The sequence below is a fragment of the Bradyrhizobium forestalis genome, from assembly GCF_002795245.1.
In the GTDB taxonomy this organism is placed as follows: Bacteria; Pseudomonadota; Alphaproteobacteria; order Rhizobiales; family Xanthobacteraceae; genus Bradyrhizobium; species Bradyrhizobium forestalis.
In genome coordinates this window covers 98,976-117,763 of record NZ_PGVG01000023.1, presented here as the reverse complement: position 1 = coordinate 117,763, position 18,788 = coordinate 98,976, and the positions used below count along the sequence as shown (strand labels likewise).

Sequence of the window (18,788 nt, the reverse complement as noted above, 5' to 3'; positions counted from 1 at the left end):
GGGCGTCGAAACGGGGAGCGCGCGGCGGACGCGGGGCTTCGCCCTGGTCATCGACGTTGATGGACGGGCGGTCAGCCCGCGGCGGCGTCGGGGCCGGACGCGTGCGCGGCGGCGCCGCAGCTGGGGTGGCCTCGGTGGCACGGGTGCTGGCGCGGCGGAAGGCATCGCCACTGCCGCCGGAGCGCACCGTCCCACCGGGGCGCGAGGCCTCGCGGGCACGCTGGGCGGCCTCCGATTCGACCTTGCGGACGGCCTCTTCCAGCGACAGCCGTTCGCGCGTGATCTCGGATTCGGAAAGCGGCGGCTGCACGCTGCGCAGCTGCGCGATCAGGGCCGTGCGCGCCCGCTCATAGAGCGCGCGACGGCTTTCGCCGGGAGCGTTGGGGTCCAGGGCGGCAATAGCGCGGGCGATCAGCGGGTAGTAATCAGCCATTTCTACTCAACTATACGCGCGTCCCGGTAAGATATCGTTAAGCCTCAAACGGATTTTGCACCAGGATAGTATCTTCGCGTTCGGGGCTGGTGGAAAGCAGCGCGACCGGGCACCCCACCAATTCCTCGATCCGCCGGACATATTTGATGGCCTGGGCCGGCAGGTCGGCCCAGGACCGCGCGCTGGCGGTCGGCTCCTTCCAGCCCTCGATGGTCTCGTAGATCGGCTCGACGCGGGCCTGCGCGCCCTCGCCGGCCGGGAAATGATCGATCTCCTTGCCGTCGAGCTTGTAGCCGGTGCAGACCTCGATCGAATCGAAGCCGTCGAGGATGTCGAGCTTGGTCAGCGCCAGGCCGTTGATGCCGCAGGTCCGGACCGCCTGACGGACCAGCACGGCGTCGAACCAGCCGCAGCGGCGCGGACGGCCGGTGTTGGTGCCGAACTCGCGGCCCCGCTCGCCGATCTTGCGGCCGATCTCATTGTCCTGCTCGGTCGGGAACGGGCCCTGGCCGACGCGGGTCGTATAGGCCTTGCACAGGCCGAGCACGTAGCCGACCGCGCCCGGCCCGAGGCCGGCGCCGGTCGCGGCCTGCGCCGCCACCGTGTTGGACGAGGTGACGTAAGGATAGGTGCCGTGATCGACGTCGAGCAGCGCGCCCTGTGCGCCCTCGAACAGCATGCGCTTGCCGGCGCGCCGCTCGATGTCGAGCAGCCGCCACACCGTCTCGGCATAGGGCAGCAGCTGCGGCGCCAGGGCGGTCAGCTCTTTCAGGATCTCCTTGCCGTCGAACTCCGGCAGATTGAGGCCACGGCGAAGCGCATTGTGGTGAGCCAGGAGCCGATCGATCTTGTGCGGGAGCGTATCGAGGTCGGCAAGGTCCATCAGACGGATGGCACGGCGGCCGACCTTGTCTTCATAGGCCGGGCCAATGCCGCGGCGGGTGGTGCCGATCGCGGTCGCGGCGCTCGCGGATTCGCGGTGCGCATCGAGCTCGCGGTGTAGCGGCAGGATCAGCGTGACGTTCTCGGCGATGCGCAGGTTGTCGGGGCTGACATCGACGCCCTGGGCCCTGAGCTTAGCGACCTCGTCGAGGAAGGCGGCGGGATCGAACACGACGCCATTGCCGATCACCGACAGCTTGCCCTCGCGCAGCACGCCGGAGGGCAACAGCGCGAGCTTGTAGGTCTTGCCGTTGATCACCAGCGTGTGGCCGGCGTTATGGCCGCCCTGGAAGCGGACGACGATATCCGCCTGCTCCGACAACCAGTCGACGATCTTGCCCTTCCCTTCGTCGCCCCACTGGGCGCCGACGACGACAACATTGGCCATGCGCGGGTAATCCTTCGAAGATTTCTCTGTAAGTGGCATGATCCGAACGGAAAACGGGGACCCACTTTTCCGGAATCATGCCTGCGCCCAGCCCAATTCCCGGCGCAAGGCCGGTCGCACGCGAGGCAGCCCAACCGGATAAAGGAAGCGGCCCCTCTAGGCAAGCAAGAACGGGGCTTTTTTCAGGCCCAGCGCGCACTCCAAGCCTTTGATATCCCCGGAAAATCCAGAAACCTTCGCAGCCGGCCCGATGGCCTCGACCAAAGCATGAGAGGCCGCCTTCGCCGCCAGCATGGTCGCGATGCGTCCGCCCCCCGTTGATGCAACCTCGATTTCCGTGTCTTTGGACGGTGCCGGGTGATCAGCCGGCCCGGATATCGCCGGGCCGGAGGGCTCGGCGTACTCGACGCGGGGCCCGCATCATCACAATGTCCGCCACCGGCCAGACCACGAGCGCGGAAACATCCGGCCACAGCTGGATCGCCAACCAGCCTTATCTGCTGCTCAGCATCACCGCGCTGTGCTGGGCCGGCAACGCCATCGTCGGGCGGCTCGCCGCCGGCCACATTCCGCCGGTCACGCTGTCGTTCCTGCGCTGGTTGTTCGCCTTCCTCTTGGTGCTGCCGTTCGCCTGGAAGCACCTCGTGCAGGACTGGCCGGCCATCCGCGGCAAGCTCGGCCTGATGGTCACGCTCTCGATCACCGGCATCGGCGCCTTCAACACGCTGCAATATTGGGCGCTGGAGCATACCCAGGCGCTCAATACGCTGCTGCTGCAGTCGGCCGCGCCGCTGCTGGTGGCGCTGTGGTCGCTGGTCATCCTCGGTATCCGGCTCACCGCGGCGCAGGCCTTTGGCGTGCTGCTGTCGATGTGCGGCGTGCTGACCATCCTGCTGCACGGCGATTTCACCACGCTGTCGAGCATCGACTTCAACAAGGGCGACCTGATCTTCCTCCTCGCGCTCTTGATCTTCGCGCTCTATTCGGTGCTGTCACTGAAGCGGCCGCCGATGCACGGCCTCTCGTTCCTCGCCTTCACCTTCGGCTGCGGCGCCGCCTGTCTCGTTCCGCTGGAGATATGGGAGCTGTCGGCGCGCCCGGTGATGAAGCTCGACGGGCCGAACCTCCTAACCCTGTTCTACGTCGCCGTTTTCCCCTCGGCGCTCGCCTATCTCTGCTTCAATCGCGGCGTGCGCCTGATCGGCGCCAACCGCGCCGCACCGTTCTTCCACGTCGTGCCGGTGTTCGGCTCGATCATGGCGATGGCATTTCTGGGCGAACACCCGCAGGCGTTCCACTTCATCGGCTTCGCGCTGGTGCTGGCGGGCGTGTTCGCGGCGTCGAGGAAGCAGGCGAGCTAGGCTCAAGGCCCATCAAGCATCCCGTCAAAGGTCATCGCGAGGCCCATCATCTGCGATCAGGCGTTCGCTGATGGGTTCATCCACACCATCTCCCAAACATAACCATCCGGGTCTTCAACGTGTCGGTTGTACATGAAGCCAATATCCTGTGCCGGATTGGGATCGGCGCGACCGCCCGCAGCCACCGCGCGAGCCAGCGTTGCATCGACGGCCTCGCGGTCGTCGACCGTAAGAGCGAACATGGCCTGACTCTCGCGCCGCGCGTCACCGATCTCGCGTTGGGTGAATTCACGATATTGGTCGTGGGTGAGCAGCATCACGCCGATCGCGTCCGTGAACATGAGCGAGGTCGAATTTGCGCCGGAGAATTGGGGATTCACCGCGCCACCTAGCGCCACGTAGAACGCTGTCGATGCAGCGAGGTCGCGTACAGGCAGGTTCACTAAAATCATCTTGGACATCGCTTTTCCTTCAAGAGCGGCTGGAAGCCGCGCTATGGTCTGACATCGCGAACGGGAAACTCTCAAATATAGCGCGCGGCACCCATGCAGAGCGCGGCGATGCCGAGCAGGCCCGCCGCCACGCGTTGAGACCCGGCGATACGTGAGCGCAGGTCCTCCGGATTGCCGACGCCACGACGCAGGTGCGCGAGCGCACGGGGACCGATAGCCGCCTGAACACCGGCCGCGATCAATGCGCAGACCGCGCCGACCGCGAGCACCTGCTCTGTCGTGCCGAAGCTGCCGGAATGAACGAGGTGCCCGAGATAGCCGCCGGTCAGGATCGCAATCGTTGCCGCGCCGAGTTGTGGAAAGACCAGTTGCTCGCCTCCCACTCCGCCGATGCGGGCCAACGCGAAGCTTGATCCCGCCCAGAACACGGATGACAACACATGAAGCGACAGGGCGATCACAAGGGCAGCGTGCATGGCAAGCTCCGAACCAGCTTCTAAATTAGATATACAGTATGTATAGTCAATACGTCAACAGAATGGCAAGGCCATGCCGAAGCGCAATTATGTGAGCTCCGCGCGGGCTTCCGCAGCGGCGGAGACGCGCGAGCGCATCATCGCGGCCGGCGCGCGCCTCTTGCGCAAGGACGCGGGCATTGCGCGCTTCTCCCTCGATGTCGTCGCGAAGGCGGCCGGCGTCACGCGGCTGACCGTCTACAACCAGTTCGGATCGCGGCGCGGATTGCTGGAGGCCGTGTTCGACGACATCGCACGCCAGGGCGGGCTGTTCGAACTGGCCGAGGTGATGGCGATGGCGGATCCGCGCGCCGCGCTCGACCGCGTCGTCGAAACCTTCTGTGCGTTCTGGGGGCACGATCCCGCCATCGGCGGGCTCAACCAGGCAATCGCGACCGATCCCGAATTCGGCGCGGCGCTGATCGAGCGTAACGAGCGACGGCGCGAATTGCTGACCGCGCTGCTGTCGCGGATCGTCGGGAAGCACCCGGCGAAACGCGCCGTGCGGGACTCGGTCGATCTGATCTTCGTGCTGACGAGCTATCCGACTTTTGCAGCGCTGAGCCCGCAGCGCTCGACGGAGGAGGTCTGCGGCCTGTTGCAGACGGCTTGCCGCGCTGCGGTGGATGCGCTGGATGAGCGCGGAAACACGGAGCGGAAGAGGTAAGCGCCATCGCGACGTTGTCCTTCTCGGGAGAAGGGAAGCGGGTGCGCGCTACTTCGTCTTGAACTTGCTGTAGGCCTCGCTGGTCGCGATGATGACGTGTTCGGCACAGGCGTTGCGGCGGTGCGGATCGGCTTGGGTTTCATAGGCTTCCGACGTCATCATATCGAGGAAGGCGGCGACGGTCGGATAGGTGACCAGCGCGACGAAGTCCCACTGATTCCCCTGATGCGGGCCGAGCGCGACCGCCTTCGCTTCGCCGGTCCAGAGCAGCGTGCCGCCGCGCGCCCTGATCATCGGCACCGTGATCGCGCTGTAGCGCAGATACGCGTCCCAGCCGGACCCATTGCCATCGCGCGAGCGCGCGTGGAAGCGCATCAGGTTCAGCATCACCACCGGCGCGTTCGGATCGAGCCTCTCCAGGCCCTCGATGTTCAACATATTAACCGCCAACGGCACCTCCTCAGCTCATGCGCGCATTGTAGCATTGCGGCCCTGTGACTTGTGCCATCACGGCAATCCGGCGCAAGCTTGCATCAACGCCCATGACGATCGCTTCGCCCGCGCCACCGACTGCCAATCCGGCCGGTTGGCTCAACAACCAGCCTTATCTGCTGCTCAGCCTGACCTCGCTGTTCTGGGCCGGCAACATCGTGCTCGCACGCCATGTCGGCGCACATGTGCCGCCGCTGACGATCACCACGATCCGCTGGTTCGGCGTGTTCCTGATCCTGTTGCCGTTCGCCTGGCCACATCTGAAGCGCGACTGGCCTGCCTTGCGCAAGAGCCTGCCCTTGATGCTGTTCCTGTCGCTGGTCGGCTTTGCCTTCAACAACGCGATCTCGTACTGGGCGATGCAATACACCGAGGCGCTGAACGCGCTTCTGATCCAGTCGGCAGGTCCGCTGTTCGTGGCGCTGTGGTCGCTGCTGCTGTTCGGCGTGCGGCTGACCGGCGCGCAGCTCGGCGGCATCGCGATCTCGCTGCTCGGCGTGCTGATCATCATCCTGCGCGGCGACCTCGCCGCGCTCGCGGGCATCAGCTTCAACAGGGGCGACATCATGTTCGCCTCCTCGCTGGTGGCGTTCGGGCTCTACTCGGCCTTCATCCCGCGCCGGCCGAAGATCCATCAGCTCTCCTTCCTGTCCTTCACCACCTGCTGCGGCGCGACGATGCTACTGCCCACCGCGATCTGGGAGGCGGCGAGCGGCCGCGTGCTGCAATTCGACGGGATGACGCTGGCGACGCTGGGCTACATCCTGATCTTTCCCTCCACCCTCGCCTACCTCTTCTTCAACCGCGGCGTGGCGCTGATCGGGCCGAACCGGGCGGCACCGTTCTTCCATCTCGTGCCGGTGTTCGGCTCGGCGCTGGCGATCCTGCTGCTGGGTGAAAAACTCTGGCCGTTCCATCTGATCGGCTATGCGCTGGTGCTGGCGGGCGTCGTCATTGCATCACGCCAGGGCTCGGCGGTGAAGTAATTCCGCGTGACGGACGCGGAGCGCAACCTCGTGTCCCGGACAAGATGCAGCGCCTCAGCGCTGCATCGCAGAGCCGGGACCCAGTGCCCCGCAAACATGGCCCCGGTTCAGCAGCGCATCACGCCGCGAAGGGCGGCGCGCTGCACTGCGCCCCGGGCACGAGACAAACTCCCATCTTCCGATTTCAACAAGGAGACGCTAGGTTCCCCACCAACGAAAAAGAGGGAACGACCAAATATGATTTCAGCGTTGATTCGAAACCTGCGGACCGTCGGCGCGGCCGCACTTTGCCTCGCCGCAGCGTCCACGGCTCAGGCCGACAATTATCCCAGCCGCAACATCACGCTGGTGCTGCCGTTCGCGGCCGGCAGCGGCACCGACACCACGACACGGCTGATCTCGCAGCATCTGTCGCAGGCGCTCGGCGTCGGCATCGTCATCGAGAACAAGGCGGGCGCCAACGGCATGCTCGCCGCAAGCTATGTCGCGAAGGCCGCCCCCGACGGCTACACGCTGCTGGTGACGACGAACACCACGCATTCGGCCAATCCCTATCTGCTCAAGAGCCTCACTTACGATCCGGTCAAGGATTTCACCCCGATCGCCCGCACCGGCGATTTGCCCTTCATGCTGGTCATCAATCCGGAAGTGCCGGCCAAGTCCGTCGCCGAGCTCGTCGCTTATGGCAAGGCCAATCCGGGCAAGCTGAGCTACGCCTCGGGCTCGTCCTCAGCGATCGTGTCGGGTGCGACCTTCGCGCACAATGCCGGACTCGACCTGCTGCACGTACCCTACAAGAGCTCGCCGCCGGCGCTCAACGACGTCATGGGTGGCCGCGTCTCGATGATGTTCGTCGACATCCTGACCGGCCTGCCCCACGTCAACGGCAACGCCCTGCGCGCGCTCGCCGTCACCACCAAGGAACGCTCGCCGCTCGTGCCGCACCTGCCCTCGATGCAGGAGGCGGGCGTGCCTGACTTCGACATCTCGTCCTGGCAGGGCTATTTCGGCCCCGCCGGCATGCCGAAGGAGATCGTGACGCGGCTCAACGCCGAGATCCGGAAGATCGTCGAGAAGCCCGAGATAAAGGCCAAGCTCGCCACGCTCGGCATGGACGCCTTTTCCGGCACGCCGGAGCAGCTCGGCACCTTCGTGAACGAGCAGCTCGTGCTGTGGGAGAAGCTGATCACGAACGCGAAGATCGAGAAGCAGTAGCGCTGCGCCCCACGAAAGCTGTCATCCCCCGCGAAGGCGGGGGATCCAGTACTCCGAGACGTTGATGGTTGACCCGATGGGCCGCGGCGTACTGGATGCCCCGCCTTCGCGGGGCATGACAGCCTATAGGACTGAAAAGAAAAGATGGGCACGACGCTTCGCGTCTTTGCCCACCCGAATTCAGCTGCCGCGGCATGGGCCCCGGCTCTGCAGTGCACCGCTTCTGGACGATGCTTCGCATCGCCAGGGAAGCGCTGCGCTGCGTCCGGGGGCACGAGACCTGCGCGTTCAGCCTACGCCGCGCGAACCTTGGCGAGGAAGTTGTCGACGGCGGAGCGCAACGCGCCGGACTGGTTGTCCAGCTCGCGGGCGTTGGAGAGCACGTCGGTGGCTGCACTGCCGGTCGCTTCCGCGGCCGAGGTGACGCTGCCGATATGGGCGTTGATCTCGCTCGAGCCGGCCGCGACCGACTGGATGTTGCGCGCGATCTCGCGCGTCGCCTCGCCCTGCTGCTCGATCGACGCGGAAATGCCCGCGGTGATCTCGCTCATCTCGGCGATCGTCTGGGTGATGCCGGAGATGGCCGCGACCGCGTCGCTGGTCGAGGTCTGCATTGCCGCGACCTGGGCGGAGATCTCCTCAGTCGCCTTCGCGGTCTGGTTGGCGAGCGCCTTGACCTCGGAGGCGACCACGGCGAAGCCGCGGCCGGACTCGCCGGCGCGGGCCGCTTCGATGGTGGCGTTGAGCGCGAGCAGGTTGGTCTGCGCCGCGATCGAGTGGATCAGCTTGACGACCTCGCCGATCTTCTCGGCGCCGGAGGAGAGCACCTGGACGGTGGCGTTGGTACGCTCGGCATCGTTGACGGCGCGGCTCGCCACTTCGGTCGAGCGCGTGACCTGGCGGGAGATTTCCGCAACCGAGCTCGACAGCTCTTCGGCGGCCGCCGCGACCGTGCCGACATTGCCGGAAGCCTTTTGCGAGGCCGCGCCGACCGTCGCCGCACGCGACGAGGCGTCGCTGGCGGTTGCGGTCATCGACTGCGCCGTCGTCTGCATGCCGGCCGCGGCCGAGGAGACCGAGCGGACGATGCCGTTGACGCTGCGTTCGAAGTCGTTGGCGATCTCATCCATCGCACTGCGGCGTTCCGCCGCGGCACGCTCCTGGGCATCGGCTTCGGTCTTCTCGAGGTCGCGGATACGGACCGCGTTGTCCTTGAAGATCTGCACCGTAGCGGCCATTGCGCCGACCTCGTCGCCGCGGCCGACGCCCGGAATGTCGCCTTCGAGCTTGCCGTCGGCGAGGTCCTTCATGCGGCCGCCGAGCAGCGCCAGCGGGCGGCTGATGCCGCGGCCGATCAGCCAGGCAACGCCGCCGGCGACAATGAAGATGCCGAGCATGGCAAGGCCAAGTAGCCAATAGACCGGGCCCATCTTCTCGTCGATGTCCTCGAGATAGGCGCCGGTGCCGAGATACATCTCGAAGCCGGGCACCGCGACGGCGTAGCCGAGCTTGCGGATCGGCTTGGCCTGGCCGGGCTTCATATATTCGTAGAACAGCAGGATCTCGCCGTTCGCCTTCACACCGTCCATGATCTCGCGGGACAGCTTCCGGCCGTTCGTCTCCACGTCCATGCGGTTGGCGCCGATCACCTTCGGATCGGGCGCAAGCTGCGTGATGCCGTCGTAGGTCGTGCCGAACAGATAGCCGGAGCCCTTGTCGTAGGTCATCGCATTGCCGTAGCGGCGCAGCTCGGCGAGCGCGGCATCCTTGGTCATCTCGCCGGCATTGACCCGCTTCACCAGCGTGGCGGCGTAGTTGCGGGCCAGCTCGACGATTGCCTTGGTCTGGTCGATGCGCGCATTCACCATCTCGCGCTTCATCAGATAGCCGGCGAGAACACCGGAGACGCACAAGCCGAACAAGGTGACGCCGACAAGAATGCCCAGCTTGGGCGCGATCTTCAGATTGCTCAACTTCACAGGTTAGCTCCGGCAATGATGGGACACGGGCACGCGACCAGATCGATCAAAATCGAATCAATTTTTAGTGGGGGAGCCCTTAGCAAGTTACTTACGTGCCTCCGTAGAAGCCCGGACCGCGCACGGAAAAACGGAAATATACCGCGCTCATGACAACCGGGAATTGTACGCACCCGCCCCAATTTCGCGTAAAAGACGCAAAGGCCCGCCACGAAGGCGGGTCACAACAAGAAACCAAATCGGGAGCAGGACATGCCGAAATACAGGGTGGTGACGCCGAAGGGTGCGAGCTTCACCGTCGCGGGCAGCGATTATTCCTACGAGCGCGAGGCGCTCGATCCGATCGATGCCGAGATCGTCGAGGGGCCCGCCGACGAAGCCGGGTTCATCGCCGCCGCCAAAAATGCCGACGCCATCTACGCCAAGGGCATCCCGATCACCAAACCGATCATCGACGCGCTCGAGAGCTGCAAGGTCATCACGCTCGGCTCGGTCGGCGTCGACAGTGTCGACGTCAAGGCCGCCACCGCCCGTGGAATTCCGGTGACCAACATCCCCGACACCTTCATCGAGGAGGTCGCCGACCACGCCATGATGCTGCTGCTCGCCGGCTTCCGCCGCCTGGTCGAGCAGGACCGCATGGTGCGTGACGGCCGCTGGGCCGAGGGCCGGCCGGCACTGCTCAAGATCCCGAGGCTGATGGGCCAGACGCTCGGCTTCATCTCGTTCGGCCGCGTCGCGCGTGCGGTTGCGAAGCGCGCCGCGCCGTTCGGCCTGCGCATGATGGCCTACGATCCCTTCATCCAGGAAACGCTGATGTACGACCACGGCGTGATCCCGGCGACGCTGAACGAGGTGCTGTCGCAATCCGACTTCGTCTCGATGCACGCCCCGGCGAGGCCCGAGGTGCATCACATGCTGACCGAGAAGCATTTTCGGCAGATGAAGAAGGGCTCGATCTTCATCAACACCGGCCGCGGCGCCACCGTGGACGAGGAGAGCCTGATCAAGGCGCTGCAAGAGGGCTGGATCGCACACGCCGCCCTCGACGTGCTGGAGAAGGAACCGCCCTCGCACAACAATCCCCTGCTCGGCATGGAGAACGTGACCCTGACCGCCCACGTCGCCTCGGCCTCGGCACGGTTTGACGAGGCGCGCAAGCGCCGGGTGGGCTACGAATTGTCACTGGTGCTTCAGGGCATGTGGCCGGTAAGCTGCGTCAATCCGTCGGTGCTGCAGAACACCGCGCTCCGCCGCTGGCAGCCCGTCAGCATGGACCGCGGACCGAACAGCTAGACGGGCCGGCGCAAAACGCGCCGACGACCGAAACGGCCCTTCACCGGCGATCAACGCCGGGAAGGGAACATCATAGGGAGGTACTGATGAGGAACGACATCACACGTCGTGATGCCTTGGCGCTGGGCCTGTCCGCTGCAACGCTCGCGGCCACCGGTGCTGCAGCGCAAACATCCAATATCAAGGCTGCCGACGTGCCGGCGCCCAAGCGCGAGATCGAGAAGGGCGCATCCTTGCGCATGCTTCGCCCGGTGCGCTTCGTCCAGGCCGACGAGGACGTGTTCCGCGCCAATGCGGCGAAGTTCACCAAGGAGACCGGTGTCGAGGTCAAGGTCGACTTCGTCGGCTGGGAAGACATCAACCAGCAGACCGCGGTGACCGCCAATTCCGGTGCCGGCCCTGATATCATCATCGGCTTCTCGGATGCGCCGCACATCTACATCGACAAGCTGATCGAGCTGACTGACGTCGCCGACTATGTCGGCAAGAAGTATGGCGGCTGGCTGCCGCTGGCGCAGCGCTATGGCAAGAAGAACAAGAGCGAGGCCTGGATTGGGCTGCCGTTCGGCGCCACTGCGGGGCCCCTGATCTACCGCAAATCCATCCTGCAATCGGTCGGCTTCGACAAGGTGCCGGAAGACCATGCCGGAATCCTCGACCTCTGCCAGAAGCTACACAAGGCCGGCAAGCCGGCCGGCTTCGCGCTCGGCAACGCCAAGGGCGACGGCAACGGCTTCGCCAACTGGGCGCTGTGGTCGCACAACGGATCCCTGCTCGACGAAGAAGGCAACGTCGTCATCAACAGCAAGGAGACCATCGCCGCGCTGAACTGGGTCAAGCAGCTCTATCCGACCTTCATCGCCGGCACGACGTCGTGGAACGACGTCAGCAACAACCGCGCCTACTCCTCGCAGGAGATTTCCCTGACCGCCAACGGCGTCTCGCTGTACTTCTCCCTGAAGAACGATCCGGCGACCAAGGCGATCGCCGACGACAGCGAGCATCAATTGCTGCCGAAGGGCCTGGCCAAGGTCTCGCCGATGGCGGGCCTGACGCTGAACGCGATGGTGTTCAAGCACAGCCAGTATCCGAACGCTGCCAAGGCCTTCCTGCAATACATGCTGGAAAAGGATCAGTACGAGCCGTGGCTCAACGCCAATTCCGGCTACTGGTCGCAGCCGCTGGCCGCCTATGCCGAGGCGGCCGTATGGTCGCAGGATCCCAAGGTGAGGCTGTTCAAGGACACGATGAACAGCACCTATTACGACGGCTACAAAGGCCCGATCTCGACGGCGACGGGTGCCGTCAGCGCCGACTACGTGCTGATTCAGATGTTCTCGTCCGTTGCGACCGGCGCGGCCACGCCGGAGGCCGCGGCCGCGGAAGCCGAGCAGCGCTGCAAGCGCTATTTCCGGCGGCAGGGCCGGTGAGAAGCAAGCACGACGGACGTCATTGTGCCGGGCAATGACAAGCCGTCATTCCGGGACGGTGCGCAAGCACCAGACTTCAGGTGCGCAATTGCGCACCGGGAAATCTCGAGATTCCGGGTTCGATGCTGCGCATCGCCCCGGAATGACCTTGGAGCCCTGAAAAAGACAAAGGTCCGATGTCCGTAACCACTCTTTCAACGCACAGCGTCGTGGCCCGGCAGCCGAACTGGCTGGTCCGCCTGTTCGACTACAAGCCGTTCCTGATCGTGATGTGCCTCGCGCCCGCGATCGGGCTGCTCACGGTGTTCCTGACCTATCCGCTCGGCCTCGGCATCTGGCTCGCCTTCACCGACACCACGATCGGCAGGCGTGGCATCTATGTCGGCCTGGAGAATTTCCAGTATCTGCTGACCGATTCCCTGTGGTGGAACGCAGTGTTCTACAGCGTGGTGTACACGGCCATCGCGACCTTCGGGAAGTTCGCACTCGGCTTCTGGCTCGCGCTGCTGCTCAACAACCATTTTCCGTTCAAGAGCCTCTTGCGTGCGATCATCCTGTTGCCCTGGATCGTGCCGACCGTGCTCTCGGCGCTGGCTTTCTGGTGGATCTACGATCCGCAATTTTCGATCATCTCCTACCTGCTGGTCGACGTGCTGCATTGGCGCGACAGCAATGTCGACTTCCTCGGCTCACCCTGGCCGGCGCGCTTCTCGCTGATCGCCGCCAATATCTGGCGCGGCATTCCCTTCGTCGCGATCTCGCTGCTGGCGGGCCTGCAGACCATCTCGCCCTCGCTCTACGAGGCCGCGATGCTGGACGGCGCCAGCGCCTGGCAGCGCTTCCGCTACATCACCTTCCCGATGATGATGCCGATCCTCGCCATCGTCATGACCTTCTCGATCATCTTCACCTTCACCGACTTCCAGCTCGTCTACGCCATCACCCGTGGCGGTCCCGGCAACTCGACTCATCTGCTGGCAACACTGGCCTTCCAGCGTGGCATTGCCGGCGGCGAGCTCGGCGAAGGTGCAGCGATCGCGGTGTCGATGATCCCGTTCCTGGTGTTCGCGACGCTGTTCTCCTATTTCGGCCTGGCGCGCCGCAAATGGCAGCAGGGAGAGGCCAATGACTGACACTGTCGCGCAACCGACCGTCGCCGACGCGAAGGCGGCACCCGACACCATGGCCTGGGATTCCGGGCTGCGGCGGCTGATGATGATCTATCTGCCGCTCGGCTGCTTCGTGCTCATCCTGCTGTTCCCGTTCTACTGGATGGCGATCACCTCGTTCAAGCCGAACGCGGAGCTGATGAATTACAAGGAGCACAATCCGTTCTGGATCTCGTCGCCGACATTGGCGCACATCAAGCACCTCCTGTTCAACACCGCCTATCCGCACTGGCTGTGGACGACGATGCTGGTGGCGATCGGGTCGACCACGCTGTCGCTGATCGCGAGCACGCTGGCGGCGTACGCGATCGAGCGTCTGCGCTTCCGCGGCAGTCCCTATGTCGGCCTCGGCATCTATCTCGCCTATCTGGTGCCGCCGTCGATCCTGTTCATTCCGCTCGCGACCGTCGTGGTGCAATTCGGCCTGTTCGACTCGCCGCTCGCCCTGATCCTGGTCTATCCGACCTTCCTGGTGCCGTTCTGCACCTGGCTCCTGATCGGCTATTTCAAGTCGATCCCCTACGAGCTCGAGGAATGCGCGCTGGTCGACGGCGCCACCCGGCTGCAGATCCTGCGCCGGATCACGCTGCCACTGGCGGTGCCCGGGCTGATCTCGGCCGGCATCTTCTCCTTCACGCTGTCCTGGAACGAGTTCATCTACGCGCTCGCCTTCATCCAGAGCGGCGCCAACAAGACCGTGCCGGTCGCGATCCTGACCGAGCTCGTCACCGGCGACGTCTACCAATGGGGCGCACTGATGGCGGGCTCGCTGCTCGGCTCGCTGCCGGTCGCGATCTTCTACTCGCTGTTCGTGGACTACTACGTGTCCTCGCTGACCGGCGCGGTGAAGGAGTAGCCGGCGGCTGCGGCGTTTGGCCCGGCTTCACAATACTGCAACATGCGATCCGCATAAGGCGTGCGTCCGCCAACAGGAGACGCACATGCGCGCGACTTTTCTCTCTACCGTCGCAACGATCATTCTCACCGCGAGCACGGCGCTCGCGCAAGGCGAGGGCGAATTCCCGGCCAGGCTCGCCGGCCACGTGGTGATGCCGGCCGAGTCGTTCATCGATGCGCCGGCTGACGCACCCGCCGATCTCAAGACACCGGGCAAATATACCACCGGCAAGCGGATCGACGCGGTTGGCACCGTCATGGGCAAGTCCTATGAGCGACCGACCGGCGTGTCGCTGCCGTTCAAGGGCCAGCCGCTCCAGGGCCATTCCGGCATCAAGACCATGCCCGACGGCAGTTTCTGGGTCGTCACCGACAACGGCATGGGCGCGCGCGCCAACTCGCCGGACTCGATGCTGTACCTCAACCGCTACAAGATGGATTGGGCGAACGGCAAGATCGAGCGGCTGGAGACCATCTTCCTGCACGATCCCGACAGACGCGTGCCGTTCCGCATCGTGCATGAGGACACCCAGAAGCGCTACCTCACCGGCTCCGATTTCGACACCGAAGGTTTCCAGATCATCGGCGACACTTTCTGGATCGGCGACGAGTTCGGCCCCTACGTCCTGAAGGCGGACAAATCAGGAAAAATCCTCGGCGTGTTCGAGACGGTTGCCGACGGCAAGCCGGTGCGCTCGCCGGACAACTGGGCCGTGGCAACGCCCGGCGCACCCGGCGCGACCTACACCAACGTCAATCTCCGCCGCTCCAAGGGCTATGAGGGCTTCGCCGCGTCGAAGGACGGCAAGTTCCTCTACGGCCTGCTCGAAGGACCGCTGTGGGACGCCGAGAAGAAGGACTGGGAGAAGGTCGACGGCAAGGAAGCCTCCCGCATCCTCGAATTCGACGTCGCGGCGGAGAAATTCACCGGCCGCTACTGGCAGTATGTGTTCGAGCAGAACGGCAACGCGATCGGCGACTTCAACATGATCGATCAGGCCTCCGGCCTCATCATCGAGCGCGACAATGGCGAAGGCACCGCCGACAAGGCCTGCCCGCAGGGCACCCGCGGCGAGAACTGCTTCCCTGATCTCGCCAAGTTCAAGCGCATCTACAAGATCGAGCTCTCCGACGCCAATGTCGGCAAGCCCGTGCGCAAGATCGGCTATGTCGACCTGATGAAGATCCGGGATCCCGACAAGAAGGCGAAGAAGCCGCTCAATGACGGCGTCTACACCTTCCCGTTCTTCACCATCGAGAACGTCGATCGCGTCGACGACACCCACATCATCGTCGGCAACGACAACAACCTGCCGTTCTCCTCCAGCCGCGATCCCAACAAGGCCGACGACAACGAGTTCGTGCTGCTCGAGGTCGCGGATTTCCTGAAGGCGAAGTAGCAGCGAAGCTCTCTCGCCACGGTCATCGCCCGGCTCGCCCGGGCGATCCAGTACGCCGCGGCGCCAGCGATTGAATCGTAAGGCCTCGGCGTACTGGATGCCCCGGTCAAGCCGGGGCATGACAGCGGGGCTATCTCACCGTGAACTCCACCGGAATCGTAAAGCTCATCGAGCCGTTCTTGATCTCATCCGGGATCGGCGGGAACGGCGAGGCTTGGCGGACCATCGACATCGCCTGAGCGTCGAAGGCCGCGACGCCCGAGGAGCCGCCGAGGCGGCTGGATGTCACTTGCCCGCTACGGGTAATCGTGAAGCTCAGCCTCGCGATGCCGCGCTGACCACCGCCAGCGGACGGATATTGGTGAAAACGCATCAGATGCGCGCGGACGCGTTGATTGTAGGATGCGATCGTGGAGGCCGTCGCACCCGCACTCACGGCGGATGCCATCGGCGCCTCGCGCTCAGCGCGCGGCGGTGCGGTGGTGCGCGGCGCAGGCGTCGCATCCGACGGCTTCTTTGCATCGGGGCGAACCACCTTGGGCTTCGCCGGCAACGGCTTTTCAACAGGCACAACTTTCGTCGGTTCCGGCTTCGGAGGAACCGGCTCGAGCTTTTGCTCCGGCGGCGCGACCACGTCGGGCTTTTCCTGCGGTGGCGTCGGCGGAATCATCTCCTCGACGGCCTGCTGCTGCATCGGCTCCGGTGGCGAGGCATCCGCCTGCTGCATCAGCGGTCCGGGCGCAATATCGAGCGGCGTCGACTGCGGCGCCGACGTCTCCGGTGTCATGTCGATCAGGATGGCCGGCATGTTGACGCCCTCATCCGGCGCATGCTTCAGCCAGCCCATCGCAAGCACCGCGGCAGAAAGATGCAGCGCCACGATCACCGCCGCAGACGCGCCCCAGCGCGCGGTCTCGCGCTCGCCGAGCGGCTCGTGCAGGGCAAAGGCGTTCGCGGCGGCCATCAACTGCGTCCGTCGAGGCCAACGAGGGCGACCTTGAGATAGCCGGCGTTGCGCAAAGTGTTCATCACCTCCATCAGGTCGCCGTAGCTCACCGCCTTGTCGGCGCGTAAGTAAATGCGCTCGTCCTTGCGCCCATGGGTGGCTGCTGCGAGTGCAGCGGCGAGACCGTCGCGCGCCATCGTGTCCTCGCCGACGGCAACGGTGAGATCCGGCTTCACCGTCACGAAGACCGGCTTGTCGGGCCGCGGCGCCGGTTCGGCCGCCGTCGCCGGCAGATCGACGCCGATGTCGACTGTGGCAAGTGGCGCCGCCACCATGAAGATGATCAGGAGCACCAACATCACATCGATGAACGGCGTGACATTGATCTCGTGGGTGACGTCGAGATCATTGGAGTCGCCGCGCCCGCGCGGCGATCCCGAGTGCGTACCGAGCTTCGCAGCCATGGCCTACTCCGCCGCCCGTGCCAGGCGGAACTCCCTGTGGTCGCGCTGGCGGCTGACCAGCAGCATCAGCTGCGCCGAGGCGTCACCGAGCAGTGCGCGGTAATTGGCAATGCCGCGGACGAGATGATTGTAGATCACGACCGCCGGAATCGCGGCGACGAGGCCGAGCGCGGTGGCAAGCAACGCTTCCGCAATGCCGGGCGCGACCACCGCAAGACTGGTGGTGTGGCTCTCGGAGATGCCGATGAAGGAATTCATGATACCCCAGACGGTGCCGAACAGGCCGACGAAGGGCGCGATGGCGCCGATGGTCGCAAGCACGCCGGTGCCGCGCGCGATCTGCCGGGACACCGCCGCCTCGACCCGCTCCAGCCGCAACGCCACCCGCTCCTGCAGGCCGTCGTCGAGAATGCCGCCGGAGAGCTCGGCCTCCTTGGCGCAGGACTGGATGAGCTGAGCGACCGCGTCGCGCGCGTCGCTGGCCCGTACGGATGCCTCGGCCAGCGTCATGTTGCCCTCGAGCGCGCGCGTCCGCTGCAAGGCGAGCGAGCCCTTGCGGCGCAGCTCGACGGTCTTGGCGAGCCACACCGTCCATGTCACCAGCGAGGCGATGGCGAGCCCGACCATCACCGTCTTCACGATGATATCGGCACTGAGGAACATGCCCCAGGGCGACAGATTGCGTGGCAACAGGGCTTCGTCGATCGCGAAGGCCGGTGTCGGCGCCAAGGCCAGCGCGATTGTTGCGATCACGTGCCGAAGCCTGAAAATGCCGTGCATCCTGATCTCCCGACAGATGGAAGGAAGCTACGCAGCAGGCTGCGCCGCGATACGGTCAGCAAGCTGGCGGAACCGCGCCAGTTGATCCGCCCGCAGCGCCCGGGTCTCGTCGCGACCGACGAAGACCTTGAACATGATGCCACCGTCGGCGTTCACGAATGCGACGAAGGCCGAGATCTTGCCCATGAAGGGCCGCTCGACAAAGGCAACGCCTGCGCAGCGCTCGTGGCGGAGATGGCCATGCAGGCCCTTCGGCTGCATCAGGTTGAAATAGCCGCGGCCGATCTCGCCCGCGGGAATTGGGCCCGTGAACTCGAAGATCGCATCATCCGTGTGCACGATCAGCGTGACCTCGCCCCATTCCGCAATGTCCTGCATGGCGGCGGCGAAATGCTCGCCGCTGCCGATACGCACCATGGACGGCGGCAGCGCCTCGATCACCGCGCGCGGGGTGACCTTGCGCTCGCGCGCAACGTCCTCGATCACCGCGCCGGGATTGTCGGCCATGTATGCCTTGAGATCGGCGAGATCGGTGCTCAGCATGTCGGGCTCCTCTCGTGCGTCATTGACTCAGGCAGCCGCGGCCTTGCGCTCGCTCTGGATCACCTCAAAGCCCTCGAACTTGGGATGGCCGAGATACAGGCTCTCGCCGGTCCTGTTGTCGGCGCGGGCGTGGGCGCGACGGAATTCCTCCGAGCGTGTCCAGGCCTCGAACGCCGCCTTGTCGACCCAGCTGGTGTGCGACGAATAGAGCGTGTGGTCCTCGGCCTCCGGGCCCTTCAACAGATGAAACTCGACGAAGCCCGGCATGCTGCCGAGATAGGATTCGCGGGTCGCCCAGACGGTCTCGAACGCGGTCTCCGCGCCCTTCTTCACCTGAAAACGATTCATAGCGATGAACATGAAAGTCTCTCCTTGCTATCAAGACGAAAACGCGCCGAAGCCGCGCTGGAGCATCAGCGCGGCCCGGCGGAGG

General features: G+C 65.0%; 20 protein-coding genes and 1 pseudogene. 9 read left to right on the top strand and 12 right to left on the bottom strand.

The features are described 5' to 3' along the window. The 3 genes and pseudogenes from CVM73_RS24955 to CVM73_RS39800 form a co-directional block, all read right to left on the bottom strand. A pseudogene (locus tag CVM73_RS24955) lies at window positions 1-433 on the bottom strand (hypothetical protein); the annotation flags it as partial. Between the two features lie 37 nt (window positions 434-470). Continuing rightward, window positions 471-1,763: an adenylosuccinate synthase gene (locus tag CVM73_RS24950; RefSeq protein WP_100234491.1), complete on the bottom strand. Its 1,293-nt coding sequence runs from the start codon at window positions 1,761-1,763 to the stop codon at window positions 471-473. A gap of 156 nt (window positions 1,764-1,919) precedes the next feature. Further along, window positions 1,920-2,057, bottom strand: a complete 138-nt coding sequence (locus CVM73_RS39800) for a hypothetical protein (RefSeq protein ID WP_158237605.1) — start codon at window positions 2,055-2,057, stop codon at window positions 1,920-1,922. Window positions 2,058-2,191: 134 nt separating this feature from the next. Between CVM73_RS39800 and CVM73_RS24945 the strand changes: the two genes are divergently transcribed. Then, window positions 2,192-3,124: a DMT family transporter gene (locus CVM73_RS24945; RefSeq protein ID WP_100234490.1), complete on the top strand. Its 933-nt coding sequence runs from the start codon at window positions 2,192-2,194 to the stop codon at window positions 3,122-3,124. A 56-nt stretch (window positions 3,125-3,180) separates the two neighbouring features. On the opposite strand, the gene CVM73_RS24940 is transcribed toward CVM73_RS24945, so the two are convergent. Both CVM73_RS24940 and CVM73_RS24935 read right to left on the bottom strand, forming a co-directional pair. Further along, window positions 3,181-3,585, bottom strand: coding sequence for a VOC family protein (locus CVM73_RS24940; RefSeq protein ID WP_100234489.1), 405 nt, complete (start codon window positions 3,583-3,585; stop codon window positions 3,181-3,183). A 62-nt stretch (window positions 3,586-3,647) separates the two neighbouring features. Then, entirely contained in the window at window positions 3,648-4,052 is a 405-nt protein-coding gene (locus CVM73_RS24935) for a hypothetical protein (RefSeq protein ID WP_100234488.1), read from the bottom strand. Window positions 4,053-4,125: 73 nt separating this feature from the next. Between CVM73_RS24935 and CVM73_RS24930 the strand changes: the two genes are divergently transcribed. After that, on the top strand, window positions 4,126-4,758 hold the full coding sequence (locus CVM73_RS24930; RefSeq protein ID WP_100234487.1) for a TetR/AcrR family transcriptional regulator: 633 nt from the start codon (window positions 4,126-4,128) through the stop codon (window positions 4,756-4,758). A gap of 48 nt (window positions 4,759-4,806) precedes the next feature. Here CVM73_RS24930 and CVM73_RS24925 read toward each other — a convergent pair whose 3' ends face one another. Next, window positions 4,807-5,196 carry a DUF1330 domain-containing protein gene (locus CVM73_RS24925; RefSeq protein WP_208639241.1) on the bottom strand — a complete coding sequence of 130 codons (390 nt, stop codon included), beginning with the start codon at window positions 5,194-5,196 and terminating at the stop codon, window positions 4,807-4,809. A 104-nt stretch (window positions 5,197-5,300) separates the two neighbouring features. On the opposite strand from CVM73_RS24925, the gene CVM73_RS24920 reads away from it, so the two are divergent. Both CVM73_RS24920 and CVM73_RS24915 read left to right on the top strand, forming a co-directional pair. After that, window positions 5,301-6,236 (top strand): DMT family transporter, encoded by a 936-nt coding sequence (locus CVM73_RS24920; protein ID WP_100234485.1) that lies wholly within the window; start codon window positions 5,301-5,303, stop codon window positions 6,234-6,236. Window positions 6,237-6,473: 237 nt separating this feature from the next. Further along, window positions 6,474-7,451: a Bug family tripartite tricarboxylate transporter substrate binding protein gene (locus CVM73_RS24915; RefSeq protein WP_100234484.1), complete on the top strand. Its 978-nt coding sequence runs from the start codon at window positions 6,474-6,476 to the stop codon at window positions 7,449-7,451. 293 nt (window positions 7,452-7,744) lie between these two features. Here CVM73_RS24915 and CVM73_RS24910 read toward each other — a convergent pair whose 3' ends face one another. Continuing rightward, a complete protein-coding gene (locus CVM73_RS24910) occupies window positions 7,745-9,430 on the bottom strand; it encodes a methyl-accepting chemotaxis protein (RefSeq protein ID WP_100234483.1) in 1,686 nt (561 codons plus the stop codon). A 252-nt stretch (window positions 9,431-9,682) separates the two neighbouring features. Here CVM73_RS24910 and CVM73_RS24905 point away from each other — a divergent pair, with 252 nt between their 5' ends. The 5 genes from CVM73_RS24905 to CVM73_RS24885 all read left to right on the top strand — a co-directional run bounded on the left by CVM73_RS24905 (window position 9,683) and on the right by CVM73_RS24885 (window position 15,622). Next, entirely contained in the window at window positions 9,683-10,726 is a 1,044-nt protein-coding gene (locus CVM73_RS24905; RefSeq protein ID WP_100234482.1) for a C-terminal binding protein, read from the top strand. 86 nt (window positions 10,727-10,812) lie between these two features. Beyond that, window positions 10,813-12,156, top strand: a complete 1,344-nt coding sequence (locus tag CVM73_RS24900; RefSeq protein ID WP_100234481.1) for an ABC transporter substrate-binding protein — start codon at window positions 10,813-10,815, stop codon at window positions 12,154-12,156. Between the two features lie 176 nt (window positions 12,157-12,332). Then, window positions 12,333-13,289, top strand: a complete 957-nt coding sequence (locus CVM73_RS24895) for a carbohydrate ABC transporter permease (RefSeq protein WP_100234480.1) — start codon at window positions 12,333-12,335, stop codon at window positions 13,287-13,289. Next, the gene (locus tag CVM73_RS24890) at window positions 13,282-14,181 is read left to right on the top strand and encodes a carbohydrate ABC transporter permease (RefSeq protein WP_100234479.1); all 900 of its coding nucleotides are present in this window, start codon (window positions 13,282-13,284) and stop codon (window positions 14,179-14,181) included. The genes CVM73_RS24895 and CVM73_RS24890 overlap by 8 nt, the downstream gene beginning before the upstream one ends. Before the next feature lie 85 nt (window positions 14,182-14,266). After that, window positions 14,267-15,622 carry an esterase-like activity of phytase family protein gene (locus CVM73_RS24885; protein WP_100234478.1) on the top strand — a complete coding sequence of 452 codons (1,356 nt, stop codon included), beginning with the start codon at window positions 14,267-14,269 and terminating at the stop codon, window positions 15,620-15,622. A gap of 130 nt (window positions 15,623-15,752) precedes the next feature. On the opposite strand, the gene CVM73_RS24880 is transcribed toward CVM73_RS24885, so the two are convergent. From CVM73_RS24880 to hmuQ, 5 genes are read right to left on the bottom strand one after another with little or no spacing between them, the layout of a single operon-like run. Continuing rightward, on the bottom strand, window positions 15,753-16,586 hold the full coding sequence (locus tag CVM73_RS24880; RefSeq protein ID WP_100234477.1) for a TonB family protein: 834 nt from the start codon (window positions 16,584-16,586) through the stop codon (window positions 15,753-15,755). Continuing rightward, entirely contained in the window at window positions 16,586-17,032 is a 447-nt protein-coding gene (gene exbD, locus CVM73_RS24875; protein WP_100234476.1) for a TonB system transport protein ExbD, read from the bottom strand. Before exbD ends, CVM73_RS24880 begins: the two co-directional genes overlap by 1 nt. A gap of 3 nt (window positions 17,033-17,035) precedes the next feature. Beyond that, window positions 17,036-17,812, bottom strand: a complete 777-nt coding sequence (exbB, locus tag CVM73_RS24870) for a tonB-system energizer ExbB (RefSeq protein ID WP_100234475.1) — start codon at window positions 17,810-17,812, stop codon at window positions 17,036-17,038. A 27-nt stretch (window positions 17,813-17,839) separates the two neighbouring features. After that, on the bottom strand, window positions 17,840-18,355 hold the full coding sequence (gene hutX, locus CVM73_RS24865; protein ID WP_100234474.1) for a heme utilization cystosolic carrier protein HutX: 516 nt from the start codon (window positions 18,353-18,355) through the stop codon (window positions 17,840-17,842). Between the two features lie 27 nt (window positions 18,356-18,382). Further along, window positions 18,383-18,715 carry a heme-degrading protein HmuQ gene (gene hmuQ, locus CVM73_RS24860; protein ID WP_027573166.1) on the bottom strand — a complete coding sequence of 111 codons (333 nt, stop codon included), beginning with the start codon at window positions 18,713-18,715 and terminating at the stop codon, window positions 18,383-18,385. Window positions 18,716-18,788 lie beyond the last annotated feature (73 nt).